The sequence below is a fragment of the Pontibacter vulgaris genome (assembly GCF_022758145.1).
GTDB classification, from domain to species: domain Bacteria; phylum Bacteroidota; class Bacteroidia; order Cytophagales; family Hymenobacteraceae; genus Pontibacter; species Pontibacter vulgaris.
The window spans coordinates 1-21497 of record NZ_JAJVDH010000007.1; the positions used below are offsets into that span (position 1 = coordinate 1).

A 21497-nucleotide genomic window follows, 5' to 3' on the forward strand; every position below is an offset into this window, starting at 1 on the left:
TTGCAACAAGCAAAAGCAGCTTTTTTGTGGCCCCGGGCCCTTACAAGCCCTTTTCCCAAATCCCGCTCCGGCTGAACGGGCTGCAAAAGTAGCCTTTTGTTTTCAGAAAGCAAGCCCCCGGCCCCAACTTTTCTACTCACATCAGCTAAGGCGCTGTAGGTGAAGGGAATTAATTTTTGAAAGGGCTCTACTTGTCGCCGGGAGTTGTACGGGTAAGCCCAACCCTTTCCCTCTATTATATTAAGTGTATAGGGATACATCTCTATTATATATAGTCTATTGGAAAACATACTTTATATATAATAGCGTAAGGTTCGCTTATCTATAACACCTTGACCGCCTCCACGTAATCCTGCAGGTATTTATACTTTGTAGTTAGTTCTAAACATATCTATTTGGAATAGTCTCCTCTCCTACTCTATATATAGCATATAAACACCTTAGCTTAAACTTGACATTTCTTGTTTAACACGTTTTAGAATTTCCTTCTGCTACTATTCATTGTTTCCTATTAATAACACCATTTTTATACTATTAAGTATACTATAAATATGGATCACGAACATCATCGCCATTATACTAACCCGCAAAAGCAGGCAGAGGTTATAAAAGATTCCTTATCGGATCAGTTTGCAGAGAAGGCTCAACATGGCCATGAAGATGCAATGCATAAAGACATCAGTCGCCCACCCCACGGTGAGCACGGGAAAGATCACCACCGCATGATGATCGAAGACTTTAAGAAGCGTTTTTTAGTGTCGCTGGTGCTGTCTATACCTGTTATTACCCTGAGCCCGATGGTGCAGCACATACTCGGGTTTACACTTAACGTGCCTTATAGTATATACATCGCCTTTATATTTTCTTCTTTTATTTATTTCTACGGCGGATGGCCTTTTCTGAAAGGCTTATCAGAGGAGTTAAAAAAAATGTCGCTAGGTATGATGACGCTGATCGGGGTTGCCATAACAGTTGCATACTCCTATAGTACTGCTATCGTGTTTGGTTTGAAAGGTATGGATTTCTTCTGGGAACTGGCTACGTTGATTGTAATTATGCTGCTGGGACATTGGATCGAGATGAAGTCGGTGCTGGGTGCCTCCAAGGCGCTGGAGTTATTGGTAAGTATGATGCCGTCTGAAGCCAGTCTTTTCAAAAATGGAGAAACTATAAAAGTGCGCATAGAAGACCTACAGAAGGGCGATCTTATACTTGTAAAACCCGGTGAGAAAGCACCAGCCGACGGGGTAGTGGAAGATGGTGAAAGTTACCTGAACGAAAGTATGCTGACCGGCGAGAGTAAACCTATAAAGAAGTTACAAGGCGATAAAGTGATCGGAGGCTCGATAAATGGAAATGGTGCACTGCGTGTGCTAGTGGAACACACAGGCCAGGAAAGTTACCTCAATAAAGTGATTACCCTTGTTCAGGAAGCTCAAAAAACAAAATCAGAAACACAGCGCCTCGCTGATAGAGCTGCTCGCTGGCTTACTTATATTGCTCTCTTTGCAGGAATAGGTACACTTACCGTTTGGCTTATACTTGGTAAAGAGTTCGCTTTTGCCCTGGAGCGTATGGTTACCGTTATGGTGATTTCATGCCCGCATGCACTGGGGCTGGCAGTGCCGTTGGTGGTGGCCATTTCTACAGCTGTTTCGGCCAAAAATGGTTTACTAATCCGCAACCGCACCGCTTTCGAAAACTCACGAAAGATCACCACTATCATCTTTGATAAGACCGGTACGCTCACAGTGGGCTCTCACGAAGTAGCTTCCGTTATAGTATTTGGGGATATTATTGATAAGCGCGAAATGTTACGGCTGGCTGCTGGAGTAGAGCAGAACTCAGAGCATTTCATAGCGCAGGGTATACTTCGTAAAGCAAAAGCAGAAGGTATTACGGTACCTCCATCCCAGGCTTTTAATTACCTGCCTGGAAAAGGATTAGAGGGAAATGTAGAAGGAAGAGACGTAAAGGTAGTAGGCCCAAACTACCTTAAAGATTATACTATAGAAGTGCCCGCTAATAATGCGGAGGAAGGTATAGAAACGGTTGTTTATGTGCTCGTGGACGCGCAACCAATAGGATATATTACCATGCGCGACCAGATACGAACAGAATCTGCTGGGGCCATACAGGTACTGAAAGAAAATGGAATTAAAAACCTGCTGCTAACCGGCGATAACGAGCGTGTTGCCAAGAGCGTGAGCGATAAACTGCAAATGGAGGGTTACCTGGCCAATGTGTTGCCACACCAAAAACAGGAAAAGGTAAAAGAGCTGCAGGCTAAAGGGGAATTTGTAGCCATGACCGGGGACGGTGTAAACGATGCTCCTGCCCTGGCGCAGGCCGATGTAGGCATTGCTGTAGGATCTGGTACAGATGTGGCTGCCGAAACCGCTGATATTATACTTGTAAACAGTAATCCGCAGGACATCGCTTCGCTTATACTTTTCGGAAAAGCAACTTATCGTAAAATGATCCAGAACCTGATCTGGGCCACCGGCTACAACGTAATTGCATTACCATTGGCGGCAGGTGTGCTTTATAAACAAGGTATAATGATATCGCCTGCAGTTGGTGCTGCCCTTATGAGTTTGAGCACAGTGATTGTGGCCATTAATGCACAGCTGCTGAGAAGGCAATTAAAGTAAAACGATAACTTTTTATTCCTATGAAATACATACAACCTAGACTGCGATATACTGATAACGTATATTTAAATTAAGCTTAAAAGCCTATAAATACACTTATAAACACAAGGCATAGATTGCCTGGTTTAAAATGTGGTTAACCAAACTATAATTCAAAAACTATGAAAAACATACTTAATAAAAATAGCCTGTCTTTTATTTTATGCCTATCCTGCCTCTCTTTTATGGCATGCGACCAAGGCACTAAAACTACTGAAGAAACCACCACAACTACCACCGAAGAGAGAGTCACTACCGATACAGTTTCTGAAACTGCTATGGATACTGCCATGGCCGGAGGCGGCATGATGGGCCACATGCACAAGAACATGGAGGAAATGCGCAGCATACGTAAGAAGATGACCGGCGATCCTGACCATGATTTTGCTCAGATGATGACCATGCACCACCAGGGAGCGATACGAATGGCGGATGACGAAATAGCCAATGGCACAGACAGCAAAATGAAACAGATGGCTCAGAAGACTAAAGACTCCAATCAGGCAGATATTAAAAAGCTGCAGGACTTCCTGGCCAAACATAAACCTACCAAAGGCGATACTGCTGCTACTATGGGCATGATGCATCCGATGGGAAAAATGATGGACGATATGCACAAAAACATGGGTAATATGAGCGGCATGAACACCGATCAGAACTTTGCCCAGATGATGATCCACCACCATCAAATGGGAATTGAGATGACTAAAGAATTCCTGAAACAGGGAAAAACACAGGAAATGAAACAAATGGCCCAGAAAATGATGGATCAACAGCAGAAAGAGATCAAGGAACTGGAGGACTGGCAAAAACAGAATAAGAAATAAAGCACACTCTAAATTGGGTTAGAAACAGAATCTGTTGCAACAAAACAAAAGCCACTTACTAAACTAAGTGGTTTTGTTTTGTAGATCGTTTTTATACCATATAAAGACACTACAAATTGCATTCAAGTACTTACATGACAAGTATAAATTTAAAATTAAGCAAACCTGAAAACTGGCAAGAAAAATAGCTTTTGTTTAAGCTTCTGTATTTATACTTATATTGGTATGTTTATGTAGCTACTATAAACAAGGAATATAGTGGCTACTACTCTTAACTTATACTTTAATGAATAAATGCTTTTAGCATAAGATTTATGGATCTAACAGAAACTGAAATTCCTGAAGCGCCAGCTTCTACGGGCCACCCTAAACAGCTTTACATGCTATTCTTTGCCGAGATGTGGGAACGCTTCTCTTTTTATGGTATGAAAGCATTGCTGCTGGCCTACATGGTTACGCAGCTAAAATTTGACGAACCAAAGGGCTACGCCATTCTTGGCTCGTACGCAGCGCTGGTTTATACAATGCCATTGTTTGGCGGTGTAATGGCCGACCGGTTTCTGGGCTACCGCAAAGCAGTTATGTTTGGTGGCATACTAATGAGTATCGGGCACCTGGTGCTGGCTGTTCCTGCCGACTGGAGTTTCTTTTTCGGGATGGCATTCATTATCTGTGGTAACGGCTTTTTCAAACCCAATATCTCCAGCCTTGTGGGCACTTTGTACGCCGATAACGACCCGCGCAAAGACAGTGGCTTCTCTATTTTTTACATGGGCATAAATATTGGTGCGGCTTTGGGTGGTTTGCTTTGCGGTTATGTAGGGCAACAGATAAACTGGCACTATGGCTTTGGTCTGGCCGGTATATTTATGATACTAGGGCTTGTTGTTTTTGCTATTGGCAAAAGTTCTTTAAAGGCCGGTTTGCCGCCAAACCCTGCTATACTTAAAAAACCATTTTTTGCCGGCATACCTACCGAGATCTTTATTTACGGCGCTACCTTGCTCGTTATACCGGCCATAGTTGCCTTGTTTCACCGCTACGAAGTAATGGATTACATTATGTTCGGGCTGGGGGCTATTTCATTAGGGTATATCTTATACATTGCTTTCCAGCTGGATGCTGAACCCCGCAACAAACTTTTTGCAGCCCTCATTATGATCATTTTCTCAACGCTGTTCTGGGCTTTTTATGAGCAGAATGCGGGCTCGCTGAACCTCTTTGCAATGCGCAACGTGGATATGCATGTAGGAGGCATTGAACTGCCTGCTTTATCTGTAAATAACTTTTTACCTCCGGCCTGGGTAATTGCCCTTAGTTTTCCGTTTGCGTGGTTATGGCCTGCCCTCAACCGTAAAGGCCTAGAGCCTTCCACTCCTCTTAAATTCGGGCTTTCGTTCGTGCTGCTGGGCATCGGTTTCAGCGTATTTTATGGTGCCTGCCTGTTGGGTGCCGATACCGGACTGATCTCATTACCTGCTTTTATACTTGGTTACTTCTTTATAATCAGCGGAGAGCTTTGCATTTCCCCTATCGGGCTTTCAATGGTTACCAAACTATCGCCGGCTAAAATTGTGGCCATGATGATGGGTATCTGGTTCTTTGCCAGTGCTATTGGCGAGTTCCTGGCTGGTAAAATAGGTTCTTTAATGAGTGTGCCACGAGAAGTAGTAGATAATCCGGTACTTTCACTTCCCTATTATGCCGATATTATCAGCAAGATCGGTATTTACTCGATCGGTATAGGGATACTACTTGTAGTGCTGGTGCCGCTTATTCGAAGGCTGATGGGAAATGTAAGATAGAAACCCGCGAAAGCTAACTAACATTATATTCAGGGTATCCTGACCAATCTATATTAATCTTTTTGAAGCCGCTTTATCAGTCAGATAAGGCGGCTTTTTTTATTCTTAAAATTAGCAGAAATCTTATACATCAGCACCTATCTCCGGTTTCCTTACCAGCACTGTTCCAGATCCCGCTTCGCCCTAAGTTTATACTTTATACTGCAGATCATTATTCTGTTTATACTTCGTCAACATTAGTCTTACTGCCAGCGTATTAAGTGCACGTTTATACATCTACCTGAACAAGCAATTGGTAAAACAGTAGCTTTTAAACTATGAAATTAACTATAAAAAATAATGGCTGAGATTAATATAGAACGCAAAAAGAAGCCCGTATGGCCCTGGATCTTGCTGATCCTGATTCTGGCATTACTCGGTTGGGCCATCTATGAGCTAACCAACGACCGCAACGAAGTGGAAGCAGATGATGCACCAACTACAGGTATTATTTTACCTGATACCCGACAAATACCTCTGATTTGTTAAAAAACCTGGCAAAAGTCTTACTTGAAAAAAAGCTATGAAAAATGATGAAATAAGAAATGACCGATTAATGCCGCTCAGCTCTATGAAAGAGTATAAAGTGGCGAAGGATAACCCCGATGTGTTGGGTTGGCGAGTAGTAGGCTCTGATGGTGAAAGCCTAGGTATTGTAAAAGACCTGATCGTTGATCCACAACTTATGAAAGCCCGCTACTTATCTGTTGTGGCAGACCGCAGGTTCTTTAACACCGATAACGATCAAAACCTGTTGGTACCGATTGGCGCAGCCGCCCTTGACAAAAGCGGGAAAAAAGTATTCCTGTCGTCCGTAGATTCAAAATCTGTAGCCCATTATCCTGTATTTCATAGTTGGCCAATTCCAGATGATTACGAGTATGCCGTACGCGATACTTTTCAACAGGCACACCGCGATGTAATGCCCGACACTACTGAAACCCGTACATCTGAATTTGATGAAGCAGTAAGACAAGAACCGTCAACTACCCGACATATATCGCCTGATTTTTATAACGACGAAACATTTAACGAAGATCGTTTTTATACTTCAAACCAGGAAGTATACCGCGACCGAGCCTATCCTTCTTATACAGCCGATGAATCTTACACGAAAGATGAATTGCATAAGGAAGAAAAAAGGCCTGCGTCTGTAGAAGATTCCATAGCCACCATCGAAAGATTGGAACAATTGCGCGAAAGAGGATCACTTACTGAAGAAGAATTTAGATTGCTCAAGAAAAGAGCACTGAATTTATAATCAAATCATACTAATCATCGAGCCTTCGTAATAGGTTCGATTAAACTAAAACTCCTCCTGCTGGCCATACTTCCGGCAGGAGGAGTTTTTTGTTAAGGCAATTTATACTTTACACTCACGTCAAAAGTATAACCAAGAACATTCTTCAAACACCACCTCAGCTATATTATACTTCCCCTGCCATCCCCCTAAAATAAAAGGCTTATGTAACCAATGTCACTGAACCAGGCAAACGGATTTCTGATTTTTGTAACGTTCATTAAAACACAACCATAAGTCAAAACTAGATTGGCCTGCAAACGGCTGGATAAACGATACACATACATGGAAAAGAAGTTAAACATCCTGGTTCCGGTAGATTTTACTCCGGTTTCTATTAAAGCGCTCGAATTCCTGCATTTGTTGATGCAAACAACTACGGTTACTACCCATTTGGTGCATGTTATAGAAGTCAATACCGGCGACTGGGGCGGCTCTACTGAAGCATCTGAAACGCTGGATAAAGACAGCTTCCGGGCTGAAGAACAAAAAGTCCTGAAGCAGTTTGAGGAGTTAAAGCAGCAGGCCGGTATCGACTTTACCAGCGAGATTGTGTATGGCGGCCTTACTACAGCTATCGCAAAATATGCAGCCCAGCACCAGATAGACCTGGTACTGATGGGCACAGAAGGCGCTGACGGCTGGCTGGAGAAAATTTCAGGTTCTGAGGCCCAGCATGTAGTGCGTTACACCGATGTGCCTGTTATCACCATACACCAGTTCGCTTCTATTACACCTATCCGTAACATACTTTGGATAGCTGATTTTGAAACCGAAAAACAACCGGAGCAAAGTATAATCATCATCAAAAACCTGCAACGCCTCTTTAATGCCCAACTACACCTGTTACAAATTATAGGCAAAGAAGGTGAGCAGCAAGCCCAGAAAATACAAAACAACATGCGCCGCTTTGCCGATACCTATGACTTACAGAACTATGAGCTGCACCTGCACCACAACTATAAAGTACCTGCCGGCGTGCGCAACTTTAATGAGGCTTCAGAAATGGACCTGGTATTGATCGGAACACATGCACGCAAAGGAATAAACCACCTGTTTTACGGAAGTATAGCCGAAACGCTGGTAAATCATTGCATCCGCCCGCTCATGACTTACCATTTAAAATAAAATTGATTTGAGTTTTCTATCATAAAAGTGCAGCCCGGTAGCTGCACTTTTTGTATTACAAATCATAAAATCATGACAGATATCATCCTAAAATAAACAGCTTAAACACAATTGTTTGCGTAAATATTTATCTGACCCCGTTCTGATCCGGCAACTATACCCACCTGCTCATCTGGTAAGCACCCTCTGGTTATGAAAACCTCTGCCGGAAATAGCGCATGAAGTGATAGGATAGCGAGTAAAGTATAAATCAGATTGCCATGTATACGCATTATCAGGTTCTCATTATTGGTGGCGGCACGGCCGGAATTATGTTGAGCGCCAAACTTCTCCGGGAACAGAAGAATCTTCGGGTCGCCATTATAGAGCCATCTGTTAACCATTGGTACCAACCTGCCTGGACGCTGGTTGGCGCCGGCACCTACAACTACCCCGATACCCGCCGCGACGAAGCATCTGTTATACCTAAAGGAGCTACATGGGTTCAGGACAAAGCCACTGAAATACTACCTGACCTGAATACAGTAAAAACTGAAAAAAGCGGCGATTATACTTATGATTTCCTGGTTGTGGCGCCTGGGGTAAAGTATGACCTGGATGGTATAGAGGGCCTGCGCGATGCCTTACAACAACCCAACGTGTGCAGCAACTACATAGACCCGCGAAAGACCTGGGGTGTATTGCTGAATTTTAAAGGTGGCAATGCCGTATTTACCCAACCATCTACCCCTATTAAATGTGGCGGTGCTCCACAAAAGATCATGTACCTCTCTGATGATTATTTCAGGAAAACCGGTGTGCGTGATAAAAGCAATATTCTGTTTGCCACGCCGGGCACCACTATTTTCGGGGTAAAGGAATTTCTGGGCACGTTGCAGGAAGTTGTAAAACGGAAAGACATCATTGTAAGGCTTGGTTATAACCCGGTAAAAATTGATTCGCAACGCAACGAAATTCACTTTAAACTGACGCAACCCGGTCAGCAACCTTTTACCCCTGACGATAAACTGCGCGAGCACCTGGAAGGCACAGACACTATAGTTATACCTTACGATATGCTGCACCTGCCGCCACCGCATATAGCCCCGGATGTAGTGCGCAATTCTGTACTTGCCGTGCAGGAAGGACCAATGAAAGGCTGGCTCGATGTAGACATTCATACGTTGCGGCATAAGCGTTTTGATAATATTTATGGCCTGGGTGATGTAGCTGCACTGCCAACCGGTAAAACAGGTGCAGCTATTCGTAAACAGGCGCCTGTGGTAGCAGCACATTTACTGGCCCAGTTAAACCATAACAAGCAACCCGAACTAAAGTACGAAGGCTATTCCTCCTGCCCTTTTATTACCGGTTATGGCAAAATGGTGCTGGCCGAGTTTAAGTATGACAACGTCCGCGACAGCGACCCGCTCATCTCAAAATTTGTAGATACGACCAAAGAACAATACAGCATGTGGCTGCTTAAAAAGTATGGTCTGCCCTGGATGTACTGGAACCTGATGCTGAAAGGAATTATGTAGGATTTTGGCTATGTGACAAACGTCACTGTGCCCCGTATAGCTATACTTTACCTTTGTATTAGATCCTGAGAGCAAGTATAAAACCTCAGTATTCATTCAACATAAAAACTTAAAACTGATGAAAATTAAACAGTTCAAAGACAAAGGATTAGCTCATTATTCATATGCTATTTTAAGCGAGTCAGCAAAAGAAGTAGTGTTGGTAGACCCGGCCCGTGACCCGCAGCCATACTACGACTATGCCGCAGAAAACAACGCCAGAATTGTAGGTGTAATTGAAACGCACCCGCACGCTGACTTTGTAAGCTCACACCTGGAGATCGCCAACAAAACCGGCGCTACTATTTATACCCACAGCATGGTAGGTGCCGACTATAAGCATACCGCTTTCGACGAAGGAGCTGTACTGGAGATCGGTAAGATAAAACTCAAGTCGCTGCACACACCAGGCCACTCGCCGGATAGCATCAGCATTGTACTGGAACACGAAGGCAAAGATAAAGCTGTGTTTACGGGCGACACCCTGTTTATTGGGGATGTGGGCCGCCCTGACCTGCGCGAAAGTGCCGGTAACATTACAGCCAAGCGCGAAGAACTGGCCCGCCAGATGTACCACAGCACACGCGAAAAACTAATGAAGTTGGATGACAGCGTAACGGTTTACCCAGCGCACGGTTCGGGTTCGCTTTGCGGAAAAGCCCTGAGCGATGCCAACAGCAGCACTATCGGTGCAGAGAAAATAGGTAACTACGCCTTGCAGCCAATGAGCGAAGATGCATTTGTAAAGATCCTGACCGAAGACCAGCCGTTTATACCTAAATACTTTGGCTACGATGTGGGCCTGAACAAACAAGGTGCCCCAGACTACAAGCCAAGTATAGAAGGCGTGAAAATGCTGGAGAAAAACTTTAAGCCGGAAGATAGCGCAGTAATAGTGGATGCCCGCAACGAAAAGGTTTTTAAAAAAGGACACTATAAAGGTGCGATCAACATCCAGAACGGAGGCAAGTTCGAGACCTGGCTGGGAAGTATAGTTAGCCCGGATGAGAAATACTACCTGGCAGCCGAGAGCGAGGAACAACTACAGGACCTGATCTCAAAAGCAGCCAAGATCGGATATGAATTGCTGATTAAAGGTGCTTTTGTGCTCGATAAAGTTGAAGAAGCCAAAACACCTGAGATCAACCTTGGCGAGTTCCGTGAGCAGCTGGACAACTATACTATAGTTGACATCCGCAATACTTCGGAAGTAAAGGGCGGTAAGTTCTTCGAAAAGGCGATTAACATTCCGTTGCCGGAGTTGCGCGAACGTGCCAAAGAAATTCCGGCAGATAAACCGGTGGTAGTACACTGTGCCGGCGGTTACCGCTCTGCAGCGGGTAGCAGCATTGTGGAAGCTGCCTTACCACAAACCAAGGTACTAGACCTGAGCGAAGCTGTAAATCAGTTCAAGAACGGTCAGAAATAATAGCTTACTAAAGATAGCCGGTGTATGATTCTTTATGCACCGGCTATTTATTTGTTTTTCTGCTACTTAACCTGCTATTGGTGGCTAACCGTATAGCAGTAAAAACTAAAAACTATGGAAAACAGCAATAACAAACAACAAGACCGGGTAAGACGAAGCTCTACTGATGCGGCCAACCGCGAGATAGACGAAAAGACCCTGGAAAACATAAACCGCTACGGCTACGACTCTCCTAAAAAAATAGACAAGCGCCTCAAAAAACTCAGCAAAGAATGGGACCTGGAACGTGCCCTGGAAGTGAATGCATCTACCCTTGCCTTAACCGGTTTAGTGTTAGGTGCTACCAAAGACAAACGCTGGTTTATTTTGCCAGGTATAGTTGCTTCGTTTCTGTTGCAGCATGGCCTGCAGGGCTGGTGCCCGCCACTGCCTATACTTCGCAAAATGGGCTTCAGAACCCGCAAAGAAATAGACGAAGAACGCAATGCGCTAAAAGCCCTTCGCGGTGATTACAATAAAGTTTTAGGCGCTACTACCCCAGAAGGCGTTTTACAAGTGGTGAGGTCCTGATTTATAGTTTATTTATACTTTTATACCTTTAGAAAAACCAAAACTTGCCCCACATAACCCGTTGCACATGCAGACACTACCCAAAGAACTTATACAGAAAAAATTCCCGAACCTGGAAGACCAGTTGCTGGACGAACTACTGGCACAAAGCACCTTGAGGGAAGTGGAAGAAGGCGAAGAAGTGATGCGCAGCGGACAGTACATTACATCAACCATCCTGTTGCTCCGTGGCCTTTTAAAAGTATACCGCGAAGACGATGAAGGCAATGAGTTTTTGATGTATTACCTGGAGCCGGGCAATGCCTGTGCTTTGTCAATGATGTGCACGGCCCGTACCGAGAAAAGCCAGATAATGGTGAAAGCGGTATCTGATGCTGAAGTATTGTTAGTACCCTCACACTTTTCGGAACTGTGGCTGGGTAAGTATAAAAGCTGGCACAACTTCGTGATCGCCTCTTATCGCCAACGTTTCGAGGAACTGTTGCAAACCCTGGACAGCATTGCCTTTAAAGGGCTTGATGAACGCCTTGTTTTCTACCTGAAACGCCATGTTAAAGTAAGCGGCAAACAAGTAAAACTATCGCACCAGCAGATTGCCGACGAACTGAATAGCTCCAGGGAAGTGATCTCTCGCCTCCTTAAAAAACTGGAACAAACAGGCGCCATTACCCTGCACCGCAACTACATAGAAGTGCATGACCTGAGCATAGTTTAGGAGTTAGAGAGGTATGAAGTATGAGTTAGAGAAGGAAGAGTTAGAGAGTTGGGATGTCTCCATTTTCTAACTCTTTTTTATTAGGATTTATACTTTTGAGAATGATAAAAAATAAGAGCACTTCAATGTACAACTTCACTCACACCTCATACTTCTCTAACTCTACCTTCTTTAACTCTCTAACTCCTAAACTCCCTCTGTGACTCTTGTCACTGTGCTTGCGTGTAGCTTACAGTACCTTTGTATTGTTCACTTGATAAAACAAAGAAAATGGAAATACTTGGATACATTGCTGCCATGCTTATCGGTCTATCACTTGGCCTGATCGGTGGTGGCGGTTCTATACTTACCGTGCCGGTGCTGGTTTATTTAATTGGCCTTAACCCGGTTATTTCAACGGCTTACTCGCTGTTTATAGTTGGTTTAACCAGCTTGGTCGGCTCCTGGAAGTTCTACAAAAAAGGTCTTGTTAGCCTTAAAACCGCAGTAGTATTTGGCCTGCCCTCTATAGTTGCTGTTTATGCCACGCGGCGTTACATTGTGCCGGCTATACCTGAAAACATCTTCTCGGTAGGTGATTTTATGGTTACCAAAGGTGTACTGCTGATGCTGCTCTTTGCCGCACTGATGGTATTCGCTTCTATCTCCATGATCAAAAAGAAAAAAGAAGCGCCTGCTGAGCCCGTTGATGCTGTAGATGAGAATATTGACACTGAGTTGGATGTGGAGCACACCGACAAAACAGAATCGCACCCGAAGCCTAAGTTCAACTATGGCGGCATTCTGGCCGAGGGCCTGGTAGTAGGAACACTTACCGGCCTGGTTGGTGCAGGCGGCGGTTTCCTAATTATCCCGGCACTGGTGCTTTTCAGTAAACTCGATATGAAAATGGCCGTGGGCACATCGCTGCTCATTATTGCCGCTAAGTCGCTGTTTGGCTTCATCGGCGATATTTATAACTATGAAATCAACTGGATGTTCCTGGCTATCTTCTCTACCATTTCCATTGCCGGGATCTTCATTGGCACCTTCCTGTCAACTAAGATACATGCCGATAAACTGAAGACCTCTTTTGGCTGGTTTGTGCTGGTAATGGGCGTGTATATCATCGCTAAGGAAATTTTCTTCTCTTAAGCCGTTGACGTGACCTAAGTCACTGAACAGCACCGCTAATCTTCTGAAATTTGTATTGTCATCAGGATAAAAGGTGACTTAGAGCAAAGTATAAAATCAACAATCTAACATCAACTACCATGAAAGTAGAACAGATCTATACCGGTTGCCTGGCACAGGGCGCTTACTACATCGAGAGCAACGGCGAGGCAGCTATCATCGACCCGCTTCGCGAAATAAAGCCATACTTAGAGAAAGCTGAAAAAGACAACGCCACAATAAAGTATGTACTTGAAACACACTTCCACGCCGACTTCGTGTCGGGCCACGTGGACCTGGCAAAAGCTACTGGCGCAACTATAGTTTTCGGACCTAACGCACAGCCAACTTTTAAAGCACACATTGCCACAGACGGCGAAGAACTGAAACTGGGAAATGTAACTATAAAAGTGCTGCACACACCTGGCCATACCATGGAATCTGCGACGTACCTGTTGAAAGATGAGAATGGTAAAGACTACGCTATTTTCTCCGGCGACACGCTGTTTATTGGTGACGTAGGCCGCCCGGACCTGGCTGTAAAATCAGACTTAACAGAAGAACAACTGGCAGAGCACCTGTACGATTCGCTGCGCAACAAAATTATGCCATTGGCAGATGAAGTGATCGTTTACCCGGCACACGGCGCGGGTTCTGCGTGCGGCAAGAACATGAGCAAGGAAACTACCGATCTGCTGGGCAACCAGAAGAAAACCAACTACGCCCTGCGTGCCGACATGACCAAAGAAGAGTTTGTGAAAGAAGTTACAGAAGGCTTGCTACCTCCTCCGGGCTACTTCCCGATGAACGTGAAAATGAACAAAGAAGGCTATGCCAATATTGATGAGGTAATGTCCCAGGGCTTACATGAGCTTACTCCGGAAGCATTTGAGGCAGCAGCCAATGAAACTGGTGCACTTGTACTGGATACCCGCAAACCTGAATCGTTCGCAGCCGGATTTATACCTAATTCCATCAATATCGGTATCGACGGAAACTTTGCGCCGTGGGTAGGTGCGCTTATTCCGGATGTAAAGCAGCCTATACTTTTTGTTGCCGACGATGGCCGTGAAGAAGAAGTGGTAACCCGACTTGCCCGCGTAGGCTACGACAATGCGCTTGGCTACCTGAAAGGTGGTTTTTCTTCCTGGAAAGAAGCTGGCAAAGAAACAGATACTATCGACTCTATCTCTGCCGAGGAATTTGCGAAGCGCTATGAGCAAAACAATAAGCTGAAGGTAGTAGACGTGCGCAAACCAGGCGAATACCAGGCTGAGCACGTAGAAACAGCACAATCTGCGCCATTAGATTACCTGAACGAACACCTGGCCGAGCTGCCTACAAAAGAGCAAATATACCTTCACTGTGCCGGTGGATACCGCTCCATGATCGCAGCGTCTATACTTAAGGCCCGAGGTTTTGACAATGTTGTAAACGTGGAAGGTGGCTTTAAAGCAATTGCTGAAACAGCAGTACCGAAAACAGCCTACGTTTGCCCTAGTACACTGAAATAAGTGAACTGAAGTTGTCATCCCCCTACCCCCTTCAAAGGGGGACACTCAGCAATGTGTTAAATATAAATTTGATTTACATTATCTGATAAAGTCCCCCTTTGAAGGGGGCAGGGGGATGATTAACTTTTGCTGGTACAAGTGTGTAGCTAAACTGGGCCGGAGGCCCCGCTGTACCAGGTCATGAGCGAGGACGCTCGCGCCATACTTACTCCCTGCGTGACCAAAGTCACTGAACTCCGCTACAGATCTTCCGACCTTTGTAGTGTTACTTAAAACAAACAACTAAAACTAAAATCAAAAGCCATGTTTAATATATTTAAATCCGCACCAAAGAACTACGAAGACCTGGACGGAACTACTTTCAAAACAAAGTATAACAACGCATCCAAAGCTGAATTGCTGGATGTGCGTACTGCAGGCGAATTTGCCTCAGGCACCATTCCGGGAGCTAAGAATCTGGATGTAACTTCCCCTCAGTTTCAGCAGGCGCTGCAGACACTGGATAAGGATAAAGAGTACTTCGTATTTTGCCGTAGCGGTAACCGAAGTGGCTCAGCCTGCGACCTGATGACAGCACATGGTTTTAAAGCCTATAACCTGTCGGGTGGTGTAGGAGCCTGGCCAAGATAATTTCAACTATTTTTGAGCAGGTAACGGAAGGAGTCTGTGAACGAGCTCCTTCCCTGCTCGTTTTAAAATAAATCTGTAAGTAAAGTATAAAGATATGTTAGAGCTATTAAGGCAACCATGGCCGTGGTATACGTCTGGCGCTGTGATCGCCTTTGTGATGGTACTGTTACTGTTTTTCGGAAAATCATTCGGCGTATCAGCTAACCTGCGCACCATCTGCTCTGCCTGCGGAGCGGGCAAAACCGTTAAGTTCTTCGATTTTGACTGGCGCTCCCAGACCTGGAACCTGCTCTTCCTGGTAGGTGCTATCATTGGTGGGGTTATTTCTTCGCAGTTCCTGTCTACCGGCGAAGCGGTACAGATATCTCAGGCGACGATAAAGGATCTGAGTCAGCTGGGCATTTCGGCGCCAAATGGCATACAGCCCGAAGAGCTTTTTAGCCTGGAGGCACTCTTTACCGTGAAAGGCTTCCTGATCCTGTTGCTGGGTGGTTTTGCGATCGGTTTTGGAGCGCGCTATGCAGGGGGCTGTACTTCGGGTCATGCCATTAGTGGCTTGTCTAATTTGCAGTGGCCATCGCTGGTAGCAGTTATCGGTTTCTTTATAGGTGGTTTGATCACTACCTGGGTACTGATGCCGCTCATATTTTAATGATTTATTGATAATGAGTAATGAATAATTCAGCTTTAAGTATGCTTCTGATTATTCATACATCAATAATTAATCATTACTAATTATTCATTAATCATTAGTAATCAATACGCTGTGAAAGGATTAAAATTTATAATAGCCGGCATTCTGTTCGGTATCGTGATGAGCAAGTCGGAAGCCATTTCGTGGTTCCGTATACAGGAAATGTTCCGCTTCCAGTCGTTCCATATGTATGGCATCATTGGCACGGCGGTTATACTTGGTGTGATCATCACTTACCTTATTAAAAAGTATAAACTACGCGACTACCAAGGTAACCCTATTGTGTTCACGCCTAAAGAAAAATCTATTCCGCGTTACCTGATCGGGGGTACTATCTTCGGGTTAGGCTGGGCGCTTACTGGTGCTTGCCCGGGACCGATGTTTGTAAATATTGGCTACGGCTACTGGGCTATTTTACTGGCTGTGGGCGGTGCCATTGCAGGTACTTATACTTACGGCGTCATTAAAGACAGGCTGCCGCATTAAGATACACTTTGGCTAAAAGTGAAATATGTTCTGAGGGCCATTTGCTACAGACAATGGCTTTCAGGCATATAAAAGTTAAAAAGCGTAAACTATGGAAAGCACTACAGATACCAAACTCGGTTTAAGAGAGAACGCAGGCCAATTCTGGCTGCTGGTGCTCGTGAATGGGTTTGTTGGTGCGATGGTGGGGTTGGAGCGCTCTGTGATACCTGAATTTGCTGAAACAGTTTTTGGCATAAACGGGCACACGGCGCTCCTTTCTTTTATAGTTGCTTTTGGCCTCGCCAAGTCTATGGCCAACATGCTGATGGGGCGGCTTACAGTACGGTTTACCCGCAAGCAATTGCTTTTAATAGGCTGGTTGTTTGCCCTGCCGGTACCGTGGCTGCTGCTGTATGCTACTAACTGGTGGTGGGTAATTTTTGCAAACCTGCTGTTAGGTATAAACCAGGGATTGGCATGGTCGGCAACAGTGGTAATGAAAATTGACCTGGTAGGCGAAAAGAACCGTGGCCTGGCGATGGGTATTAATGAGTTTGCAGGTTACCTGGCGGTTGGATTGGTTGCTTTCCTGGCTGGGTATATTGCTTCTGCAACTGGTAGCGTAACCTATGCATTTGTGCCTGGAATAGCCTTTTCTATAGTTGGTCTGTTGCTTACCTTGTTCTTTGTACGCGATACCCACGCCCACGTGCGAACAGAGGCCGCCCAAACTTCCATTCCGCTGTTACAAAACATCTGGAAAGACACCACCTTCCGCCACGCCAACCTGGGCTCTGTTACCTTAAATGGTTTTGTGAATAACATGAACGACGGAATACTTTGGGGGCTGCTGCCGGTGCTGTTGACTACCAAAGGCTACTCGCTTACCGAAACCGGTTTGCTGGCTGGTATTTACCCGGCTGTTTGGGGGCTTGGCCAACTGGTAACCGGAAGACTGGGCGATATACTTTGCAAAAAACAACTACTTAGTATGGGGATGATGATACAGGGCATTGCCATTGCCATGCTGTTGTTTGCTGATTACTACCCTATACTTGTAGCAGCACTGGTTATACTTGGGGCGGGCACGGCTATGGTTTACCCAAACTTTCTGGCAGTGGTGGCCGAAAATACGCACCCGGTACAGCGACCGCAAAGCCTGGGCATTTTCAGGTTCTGGCGCGACTTTGGGTATGTGGCCGGTGCAGTGGCTGCCGGTGTGTTCAGCGATCTGTTCGGGCTTGGAGCGGTTATTATCGGGACGGCTATACTTACAGTCGGGGCCGGAGTACTCTCTGAGATACGCATGTGCTGCACAAAAAAACTGCTCTGGCATAGCAAGGAGTGTAGTACCGGTTTGGTAAGCGCTGCATAATTGCCTACTTTTAGATTTAGTTATGAAGACGTACCTGCTTTTATTTCTCAGCACCATGTTCCTGCTTTTCGGCATACAGAAGAGCAGCAGCCTGCCTGGCTTTGCTGATTTTAAGCAGGGTATCGTATCGCAAAGCTGTAAGTATAGCAAGCACGGTTTTAAGAAGCCATGTGCTAAAAAATGCTTAAAACACCAGTCGCATTCCGAGCAAAAAGGCGCTGCCACTACCCTAACAGACTGCACCCAGCAAGCTTACGCTGTAGTTGCAGCACAGCAACATCATACGTTTTATACTTCCGTTATAGCTCAGTCAGCTATAGTTACAGGTATAAACAAACATCTTTCGCCTTACCTCGAAACAGAACACGCCCCTCCCCGGCTGTCTTAAAATGATTTTACTTTAGATGCTATGGCGCAGGCACAGGCTATACTTGTAGCCCATTTGCTTGCCATACTTTTACTTCTGTTTTCACTGCGAATTCAGAAGCCAATTCTTTGTGTATTCATTTTAAGACAGATCAAATGGAATTTACTCCTTTGCAAAAAATATCATTCCTGGTGCTTCGCATCATGAGCAGCCTGATCTTTATTACAGCCGGACTCAATCATTTATTTAAAACTGCCGGTGCTACAGCCAAGCTTCAGAAATCAGCTTTCGGGCACATGGCTACTGCTATCGCACCAGCCGAATCATTAATTATACTTTCGGGTATAGGGTTACTGGTGGGTGGTTTATTACTGCTTGCCGGTTATAAAACCAGGTTGGCTTCGCTGGGGCTGCTGGCTATACTTATACCTATAACATTAACGGTGCAGGTCGCTAACCCGGAAGGTTTGGGTCCGTTTTTCAAGAACATTGCTTTGATAGGCATGCTGTTCTTCTTTATCGTGAACGGTGCTGTATACTATGGCATAGACCAGGTGCTTGCACTAAAAAAGAAGGTTACTTTTAACAGAAGTCATGTAACGGTGTTAGCTGTTGGTTTGCTGCTTTTTCTTGGCTCCTGTACTTCTACAAATTCAGTTGCTCAAACAAGTACCCAGCAAGCTACTTCCAAACAGAAGTATGCTGTACTGATAAGCCAGCCAAGTCACCTGAAAGCCGCTGTAAATACGGCTGAGACAATTACAAAGGACAGCAAGTATAACAACGACGGGTTTGTGATTATGGCTTGCGGAAAATCAGTTGAAGCATTTCAGAAAGGCAGTGAGATGATTCAGTTCATTGAGCAGGGCCGCGCACTAGGCATCACGTATAAAATATGCGGCATGTCGCTGAAGCAGTTCAACATCGATAAAAGTACATTGATAGACGGCCTGGAAGTAGAACCGAATGGCCTGACCTACATGTTTGACCTGCAACTGCAGGGCTATAAAACTGTTGAATTATAAGCTATATTTAAGAAGTCAAAATACGCTCTAGCATAAAGGGCAAATCAATAAGATTTAAAAGATGAACAAGAATAAATTTTCGATAAAGAATATACCAGGGTGGGCAGTTATGCTGGCTATTTTTGGTGTGTTATACTTAACAGGATTGCATACAGAGGCCATAGGCCAGGTACAGCGCCTGTTGCTGGCTACTGGCATCAAAAACGCCGATGTGCCCGAAACCCTACAGAACCCGAATGCCAATGCTGTGGTTGATGCGGCTGCGGCAGCTAACCCTGAAATGGCAGGTGCCGGGTTCAAGATGGTTGGTCTGGATGGCAAAACCGTTAGCTTCGAAAGCCTGAAGGGCAAAGTAGTGTTTATGAACATTTGGGCGACCTGGTGCCCGCCATGTGTAGCCGAAATGCCGAACATCCAGAGCCTCTATGAAAAAGTTGGTTCAGATAAGATCGCATTTGTGATGCTTTCGGTAGACGAAGCAGGCATGGAAAAGGTGAAGAAGTTCATCGATAAGAAAGGCTTTACATTCCCGGTATACATGCCGGCCAGCCAGTTTCCGCAGGAGTTTTACTCCAATGCCATTCCTACTACGTTTATCATTTCACCGGAAGGTAAGATCGTAGCCAAACAGGAAGGTATGGCCGATTATGACACAAAGGAAGTACAGGATTTCCTGAAGAATATGGTGAAGTAACAACTATAAATAAGCTGGCTGAGATAACTACTTGGCCAGCTTATTTTTTTATACTTATACTTTGTTGATCATCGTAAAAAAAACAAGCCAGCTTACACTTTAACTTCATCGCCATGAAACTGAAACTGATCCTATTACTAGCCTTTATAGCATTTGCATCATCTGTCTCTTTTGCCCAGGTAAAACAAAAAGCCGCCAAAACAGAACAAGCCAGACAACACCGCATTGTATATGATGTAACTGCCGCAGATACTGCCCTGCACGCTGGTTTAATGCGCCAACTTAATAACCTAAAACGTGCCTGGCCCGATGCTCAGGTAGAGGTTGTAGTGTATGGCAAAGCGCTTAATTTGCTTGTTACGGAAAGCACTACCAAGGCCACTGCTATAAAAGACTTGCAAACCAAAGGCGTAGTTTTTGCAGCCTGTGAAAACACGATGCGTGCCCGGAAAATAACCAAAGAACAATTGCTGCCAAATGTTATAACCGTGCCGATAGCCGTTGGCGAACTTGTAATAAAGCAGGAAGAAGGCTGGAGTTATATTAAACTCTGAACCAACTAAAGTTGTTAAACTCGTGCATGGAAAAATACGGACACATATTTACCACCTCTTTCAGCGACTACGGCAATTACCTGTGGCACGAAATGCTTAACCCAGGCTGGGGAAATTACTTTTACTGGCTGCTGGGCATTTCGCTGTTCTTCTGGTTACTGGAAGTTATACTTCCGTGGCGCCAGCACCAGGCCAAGATCCGGCAGGATTTCTGGCTCGATGGCTTTTACATGTTCTTTAACTTCTTCCTGTTCTCGCTGGTTGGTTTTAATGCCATCTCTAATACCGGCGTAGAGGCTTTTAATGATTTCCTGGGGCTGTTCGGCATCAGTAACTTGGTTGCCTTTGAGGTGCAGTCGTGGCCGGTGTGGGCGCAGTTGTTAACGCTGTTTATAGTCCGGGATTTTATACAATGGAATGTTCATCGCCTGCTGCATCACTCCGATTATTTATGGCGATTCCATAAGGTACACCACTCGGTGCAGCAGATGGGTTTTGCCGCGCATTTGCGTTTCCATTGGGGCGAAACTATAGTTTACCGCACTTTGGAGTATATTCCGCTGGCCATGATCGGCTTTGGTATCCAGGACTTCTTTTTGGTACACATTTTTGCTACGGCCATCGGGCATTTTAACCATTCTAACTTACATGTTCCGCTGGGGCCGCTGCGCTATTTGTTTAACAACCCACAGATGCATATCTGGCACCACGCCAAACACCTGCCGAACCGCTATGGCGCCAACTATGGCATCAGTTTAAGTTTATGGGATTACCTTTTCGGTACAGCCTATATGCCCGAAGATGGACGTGACATTGAACTGGGTTTTGAGGATGTGGAACAATACCCTAAGTCATTTATACAACAGCAATGGCATCCTTTTAAAGAAAGTACTTTAGCTGAAACTACTCCGGAAGCACCCGTAGAAAAGCCTGCAAAACTAGAGAATGCCTAACCCAAG

22 protein-coding genes are annotated in these 21497 nt (G+C 45.0%); 21 read left to right on the forward strand and 1 reads right to left on the reverse strand.

Features of this window, described 5'->3' with window-relative positions; all coding sequences use genetic code 11:
• Positions 1-290 (reverse strand): hypothetical protein (locus tag LWP20_RS15765; protein ID WP_242929136.1); only part of this gene is annotated, 290 nt, incomplete at its 3' end.
• Between the two features lie 261 nt (positions 291-551).
• Here LWP20_RS15765 and LWP20_RS15770 point away from each other — a divergent pair.
• The 21 genes from LWP20_RS15770 (at position 552) to LWP20_RS15870 (ending at position 21491) form a co-directional block, all read left to right on the forward strand.
• Positions 552-2654 (forward strand): copper-translocating P-type ATPase, encoded by a 2103-nt coding sequence (locus LWP20_RS15770; protein WP_242929137.1) that lies wholly within the window; start codon positions 552-554, stop codon positions 2652-2654.
• 161 nt (positions 2655-2815) lie between these two features.
• Entirely contained in the window at positions 2816-3520 is a 705-nt protein-coding gene (locus LWP20_RS15775; RefSeq protein ID WP_242929138.1) for a DUF305 domain-containing protein, read from the forward strand.
• 314 nt (positions 3521-3834) lie between these two features.
• Positions 3835-5325 carry a peptide MFS transporter gene (locus LWP20_RS15780; protein ID WP_242929139.1) on the forward strand — a complete coding sequence of 497 codons (1491 nt, stop codon included), beginning with the start codon at positions 3835-3837 and terminating at the stop codon, positions 5323-5325.
• Between the two features lie 339 nt (positions 5326-5664).
• On the forward strand, positions 5665-5853 hold the full coding sequence (locus tag LWP20_RS15785) for a hypothetical protein (RefSeq protein WP_242929140.1): 189 nt from the start codon (positions 5665-5667) through the stop codon (positions 5851-5853).
• 34 nt (positions 5854-5887) lie between these two features.
• Positions 5888-6625, forward strand: coding sequence for a PRC-barrel domain-containing protein (locus LWP20_RS15790; protein WP_242929141.1), 738 nt, complete (start codon positions 5888-5890; stop codon positions 6623-6625).
• Positions 6626-6949: 324 nt separating this feature from the next.
• Positions 6950-7792 (forward strand): universal stress protein, encoded by an 843-nt coding sequence (locus tag LWP20_RS15795; protein ID WP_242929142.1) that lies wholly within the window; start codon positions 6950-6952, stop codon positions 7790-7792.
• A 260-nt stretch (positions 7793-8052) separates the two neighbouring features.
• Entirely contained in the window at positions 8053-9312 is a 1260-nt protein-coding gene (locus LWP20_RS15800; RefSeq protein WP_242929143.1) for an NAD(P)/FAD-dependent oxidoreductase, read from the forward strand.
• A 118-nt stretch (positions 9313-9430) separates the two neighbouring features.
• Positions 9431-10780 (forward strand): MBL fold metallo-hydrolase, encoded by a 1350-nt coding sequence (locus LWP20_RS15805; protein WP_242929144.1) that lies wholly within the window; start codon positions 9431-9433, stop codon positions 10778-10780.
• A 114-nt stretch (positions 10781-10894) separates the two neighbouring features.
• A complete protein-coding gene (locus LWP20_RS15810; RefSeq protein WP_242929145.1) occupies positions 10895-11350 on the forward strand; it encodes a DUF2892 domain-containing protein in 456 nt (151 codons plus the stop codon).
• Positions 11351-11417: 67 nt separating this feature from the next.
• Complete coding sequence (locus tag LWP20_RS15815; RefSeq protein ID WP_242929146.1) at positions 11418-12065, forward strand: Crp/Fnr family transcriptional regulator; 648 nt, start codon at positions 11418-11420, stop codon at positions 12063-12065.
• Positions 12066-12335: 270 nt separating this feature from the next.
• On the forward strand, positions 12336-13199 hold the full coding sequence (locus LWP20_RS15820; RefSeq protein ID WP_242929147.1) for a sulfite exporter TauE/SafE family protein: 864 nt from the start codon (positions 12336-12338) through the stop codon (positions 13197-13199).
• Positions 13200-13318: 119 nt separating this feature from the next.
• Positions 13319-14731, forward strand: coding sequence for an MBL fold metallo-hydrolase (locus tag LWP20_RS15825; RefSeq protein WP_242929148.1), 1413 nt, complete (start codon positions 13319-13321; stop codon positions 14729-14731).
• Positions 14732-15034: 303 nt separating this feature from the next.
• A complete protein-coding gene (locus LWP20_RS15830; protein ID WP_242929149.1) occupies positions 15035-15361 on the forward strand; it encodes a rhodanese-like domain-containing protein in 327 nt (108 codons plus the stop codon).
• A 94-nt stretch (positions 15362-15455) separates the two neighbouring features.
• Positions 15456-16013: a YeeE/YedE family protein gene (locus LWP20_RS15835; RefSeq protein WP_242929150.1), complete on the forward strand. Its 558-nt coding sequence runs from the start codon at positions 15456-15458 to the stop codon at positions 16011-16013.
• 114 nt (positions 16014-16127) lie between these two features.
• The gene (locus LWP20_RS15840) at positions 16128-16541 is read left to right on the forward strand and encodes a YeeE/YedE family protein (protein ID WP_242929151.1); all 414 of its coding nucleotides are present in this window, start codon (positions 16128-16130) and stop codon (positions 16539-16541) included.
• 91 nt (positions 16542-16632) lie between these two features.
• Positions 16633-17898 (forward strand): MFS transporter, encoded by a 1266-nt coding sequence (locus tag LWP20_RS15845; RefSeq protein WP_242929152.1) that lies wholly within the window; start codon positions 16633-16635, stop codon positions 17896-17898.
• 22 nt (positions 17899-17920) lie between these two features.
• Complete coding sequence (locus LWP20_RS15850) at positions 17921-18286, forward strand: hypothetical protein (protein ID WP_242929153.1); 366 nt, start codon at positions 17921-17923, stop codon at positions 18284-18286.
• Between the two features lie 134 nt (positions 18287-18420).
• Positions 18421-19290: a DoxX family membrane protein gene (locus LWP20_RS15855; protein ID WP_242929154.1), complete on the forward strand. Its 870-nt coding sequence runs from the start codon at positions 18421-18423 to the stop codon at positions 19288-19290.
• Positions 19291-19351: 61 nt separating this feature from the next.
• A complete protein-coding gene (locus LWP20_RS15860; protein ID WP_242929155.1) occupies positions 19352-19984 on the forward strand; it encodes a TlpA disulfide reductase family protein in 633 nt (210 codons plus the stop codon).
• 113 nt (positions 19985-20097) lie between these two features.
• The gene (locus tag LWP20_RS15865; protein ID WP_242929156.1) at positions 20098-20538 is read left to right on the forward strand and encodes a DsrE family protein; all 441 of its coding nucleotides are present in this window, start codon (positions 20098-20100) and stop codon (positions 20536-20538) included.
• 26 nt (positions 20539-20564) lie between these two features.
• Positions 20565-21491 carry a sterol desaturase family protein gene (locus LWP20_RS15870; RefSeq protein WP_242929157.1) on the forward strand — a complete coding sequence of 309 codons (927 nt, stop codon included), beginning with the start codon at positions 20565-20567 and terminating at the stop codon, positions 21489-21491.
• Positions 21492-21497: the final 6 nt, after the last annotated feature.

Excerpts from the sequence above, each read along its gene's own strand:
- LWP20_RS15800 (WP_242929143.1), top strand. The coding sequence starts at position 8,053 with ATGTATACGCATTATCAGGTTCTCATTATTGGTGGCGGCACGGCCGGA.
- LWP20_RS15870 (WP_242929157.1), top strand. The coding sequence starts at position 20,565 with ATGGAAAAATACGGACACATATTTACCACCTCTTTCAGCGACTACGGC.
- LWP20_RS15810 (WP_242929145.1), top strand. The coding sequence starts at position 10,895 with ATGGAAAACAGCAATAACAAACAACAAGACCGGGTAAGACGAAGCTCT.
- LWP20_RS15835 (WP_242929150.1), top strand. The coding sequence starts at position 15,456 with ATGTTAGAGCTATTAAGGCAACCATGGCCGTGGTATACGTCTGGCGCT.
- LWP20_RS15865 (WP_242929156.1), top strand. The coding sequence starts at position 20,098 with ATGAAACTGAAACTGATCCTATTACTAGCCTTTATAGCATTTGCATCA.
- LWP20_RS15845 (WP_242929152.1), top strand. The coding sequence starts at position 16,633 with ATGGAAAGCACTACAGATACCAAACTCGGTTTAAGAGAGAACGCAGGC.
- LWP20_RS15790 (WP_242929141.1), top strand. The coding sequence starts at position 5,888 with ATGAAAAATGATGAAATAAGAAATGACCGATTAATGCCGCTCAGCTCT.
- LWP20_RS15805 (WP_242929144.1), top strand. The coding sequence starts at position 9,431 with ATGAAAATTAAACAGTTCAAAGACAAAGGATTAGCTCATTATTCATAT.
- LWP20_RS15770 (WP_242929137.1), top strand. The coding sequence starts at position 552 with ATGGATCACGAACATCATCGCCATTATACTAACCCGCAAAAGCAGGCA.
- LWP20_RS15830 (WP_242929149.1), top strand. The coding sequence starts at position 15,035 with ATGTTTAATATATTTAAATCCGCACCAAAGAACTACGAAGACCTGGAC.
- LWP20_RS15815 (WP_242929146.1), top strand. The coding sequence starts at position 11,418 with ATGCAGACACTACCCAAAGAACTTATACAGAAAAAATTCCCGAACCTG.
- LWP20_RS15775 (WP_242929138.1), top strand. The coding sequence starts at position 2,816 with ATGAAAAACATACTTAATAAAAATAGCCTGTCTTTTATTTTATGCCTA.
- LWP20_RS15850 (WP_242929153.1), top strand. The coding sequence starts at position 17,921 with ATGAAGACGTACCTGCTTTTATTTCTCAGCACCATGTTCCTGCTTTTC.
- LWP20_RS15860 (WP_242929155.1), top strand. The coding sequence starts at position 19,352 with ATGAACAAGAATAAATTTTCGATAAAGAATATACCAGGGTGGGCAGTT.
- LWP20_RS15855 (WP_242929154.1), top strand. The coding sequence starts at position 18,421 with ATGGAATTTACTCCTTTGCAAAAAATATCATTCCTGGTGCTTCGCATC.
- LWP20_RS15820 (WP_242929147.1), top strand. The coding sequence starts at position 12,336 with ATGGAAATACTTGGATACATTGCTGCCATGCTTATCGGTCTATCACTT.
- LWP20_RS15825 (WP_242929148.1), top strand. The coding sequence starts at position 13,319 with ATGAAAGTAGAACAGATCTATACCGGTTGCCTGGCACAGGGCGCTTAC.
- LWP20_RS15785 (WP_242929140.1), top strand. The coding sequence starts at position 5,665 with ATGGCTGAGATTAATATAGAACGCAAAAAGAAGCCCGTATGGCCCTGG.
- LWP20_RS15795 (WP_242929142.1), top strand. The coding sequence starts at position 6,950 with ATGGAAAAGAAGTTAAACATCCTGGTTCCGGTAGATTTTACTCCGGTT.
- LWP20_RS15780 (WP_242929139.1), top strand. The coding sequence starts at position 3,835 with ATGGATCTAACAGAAACTGAAATTCCTGAAGCGCCAGCTTCTACGGGC.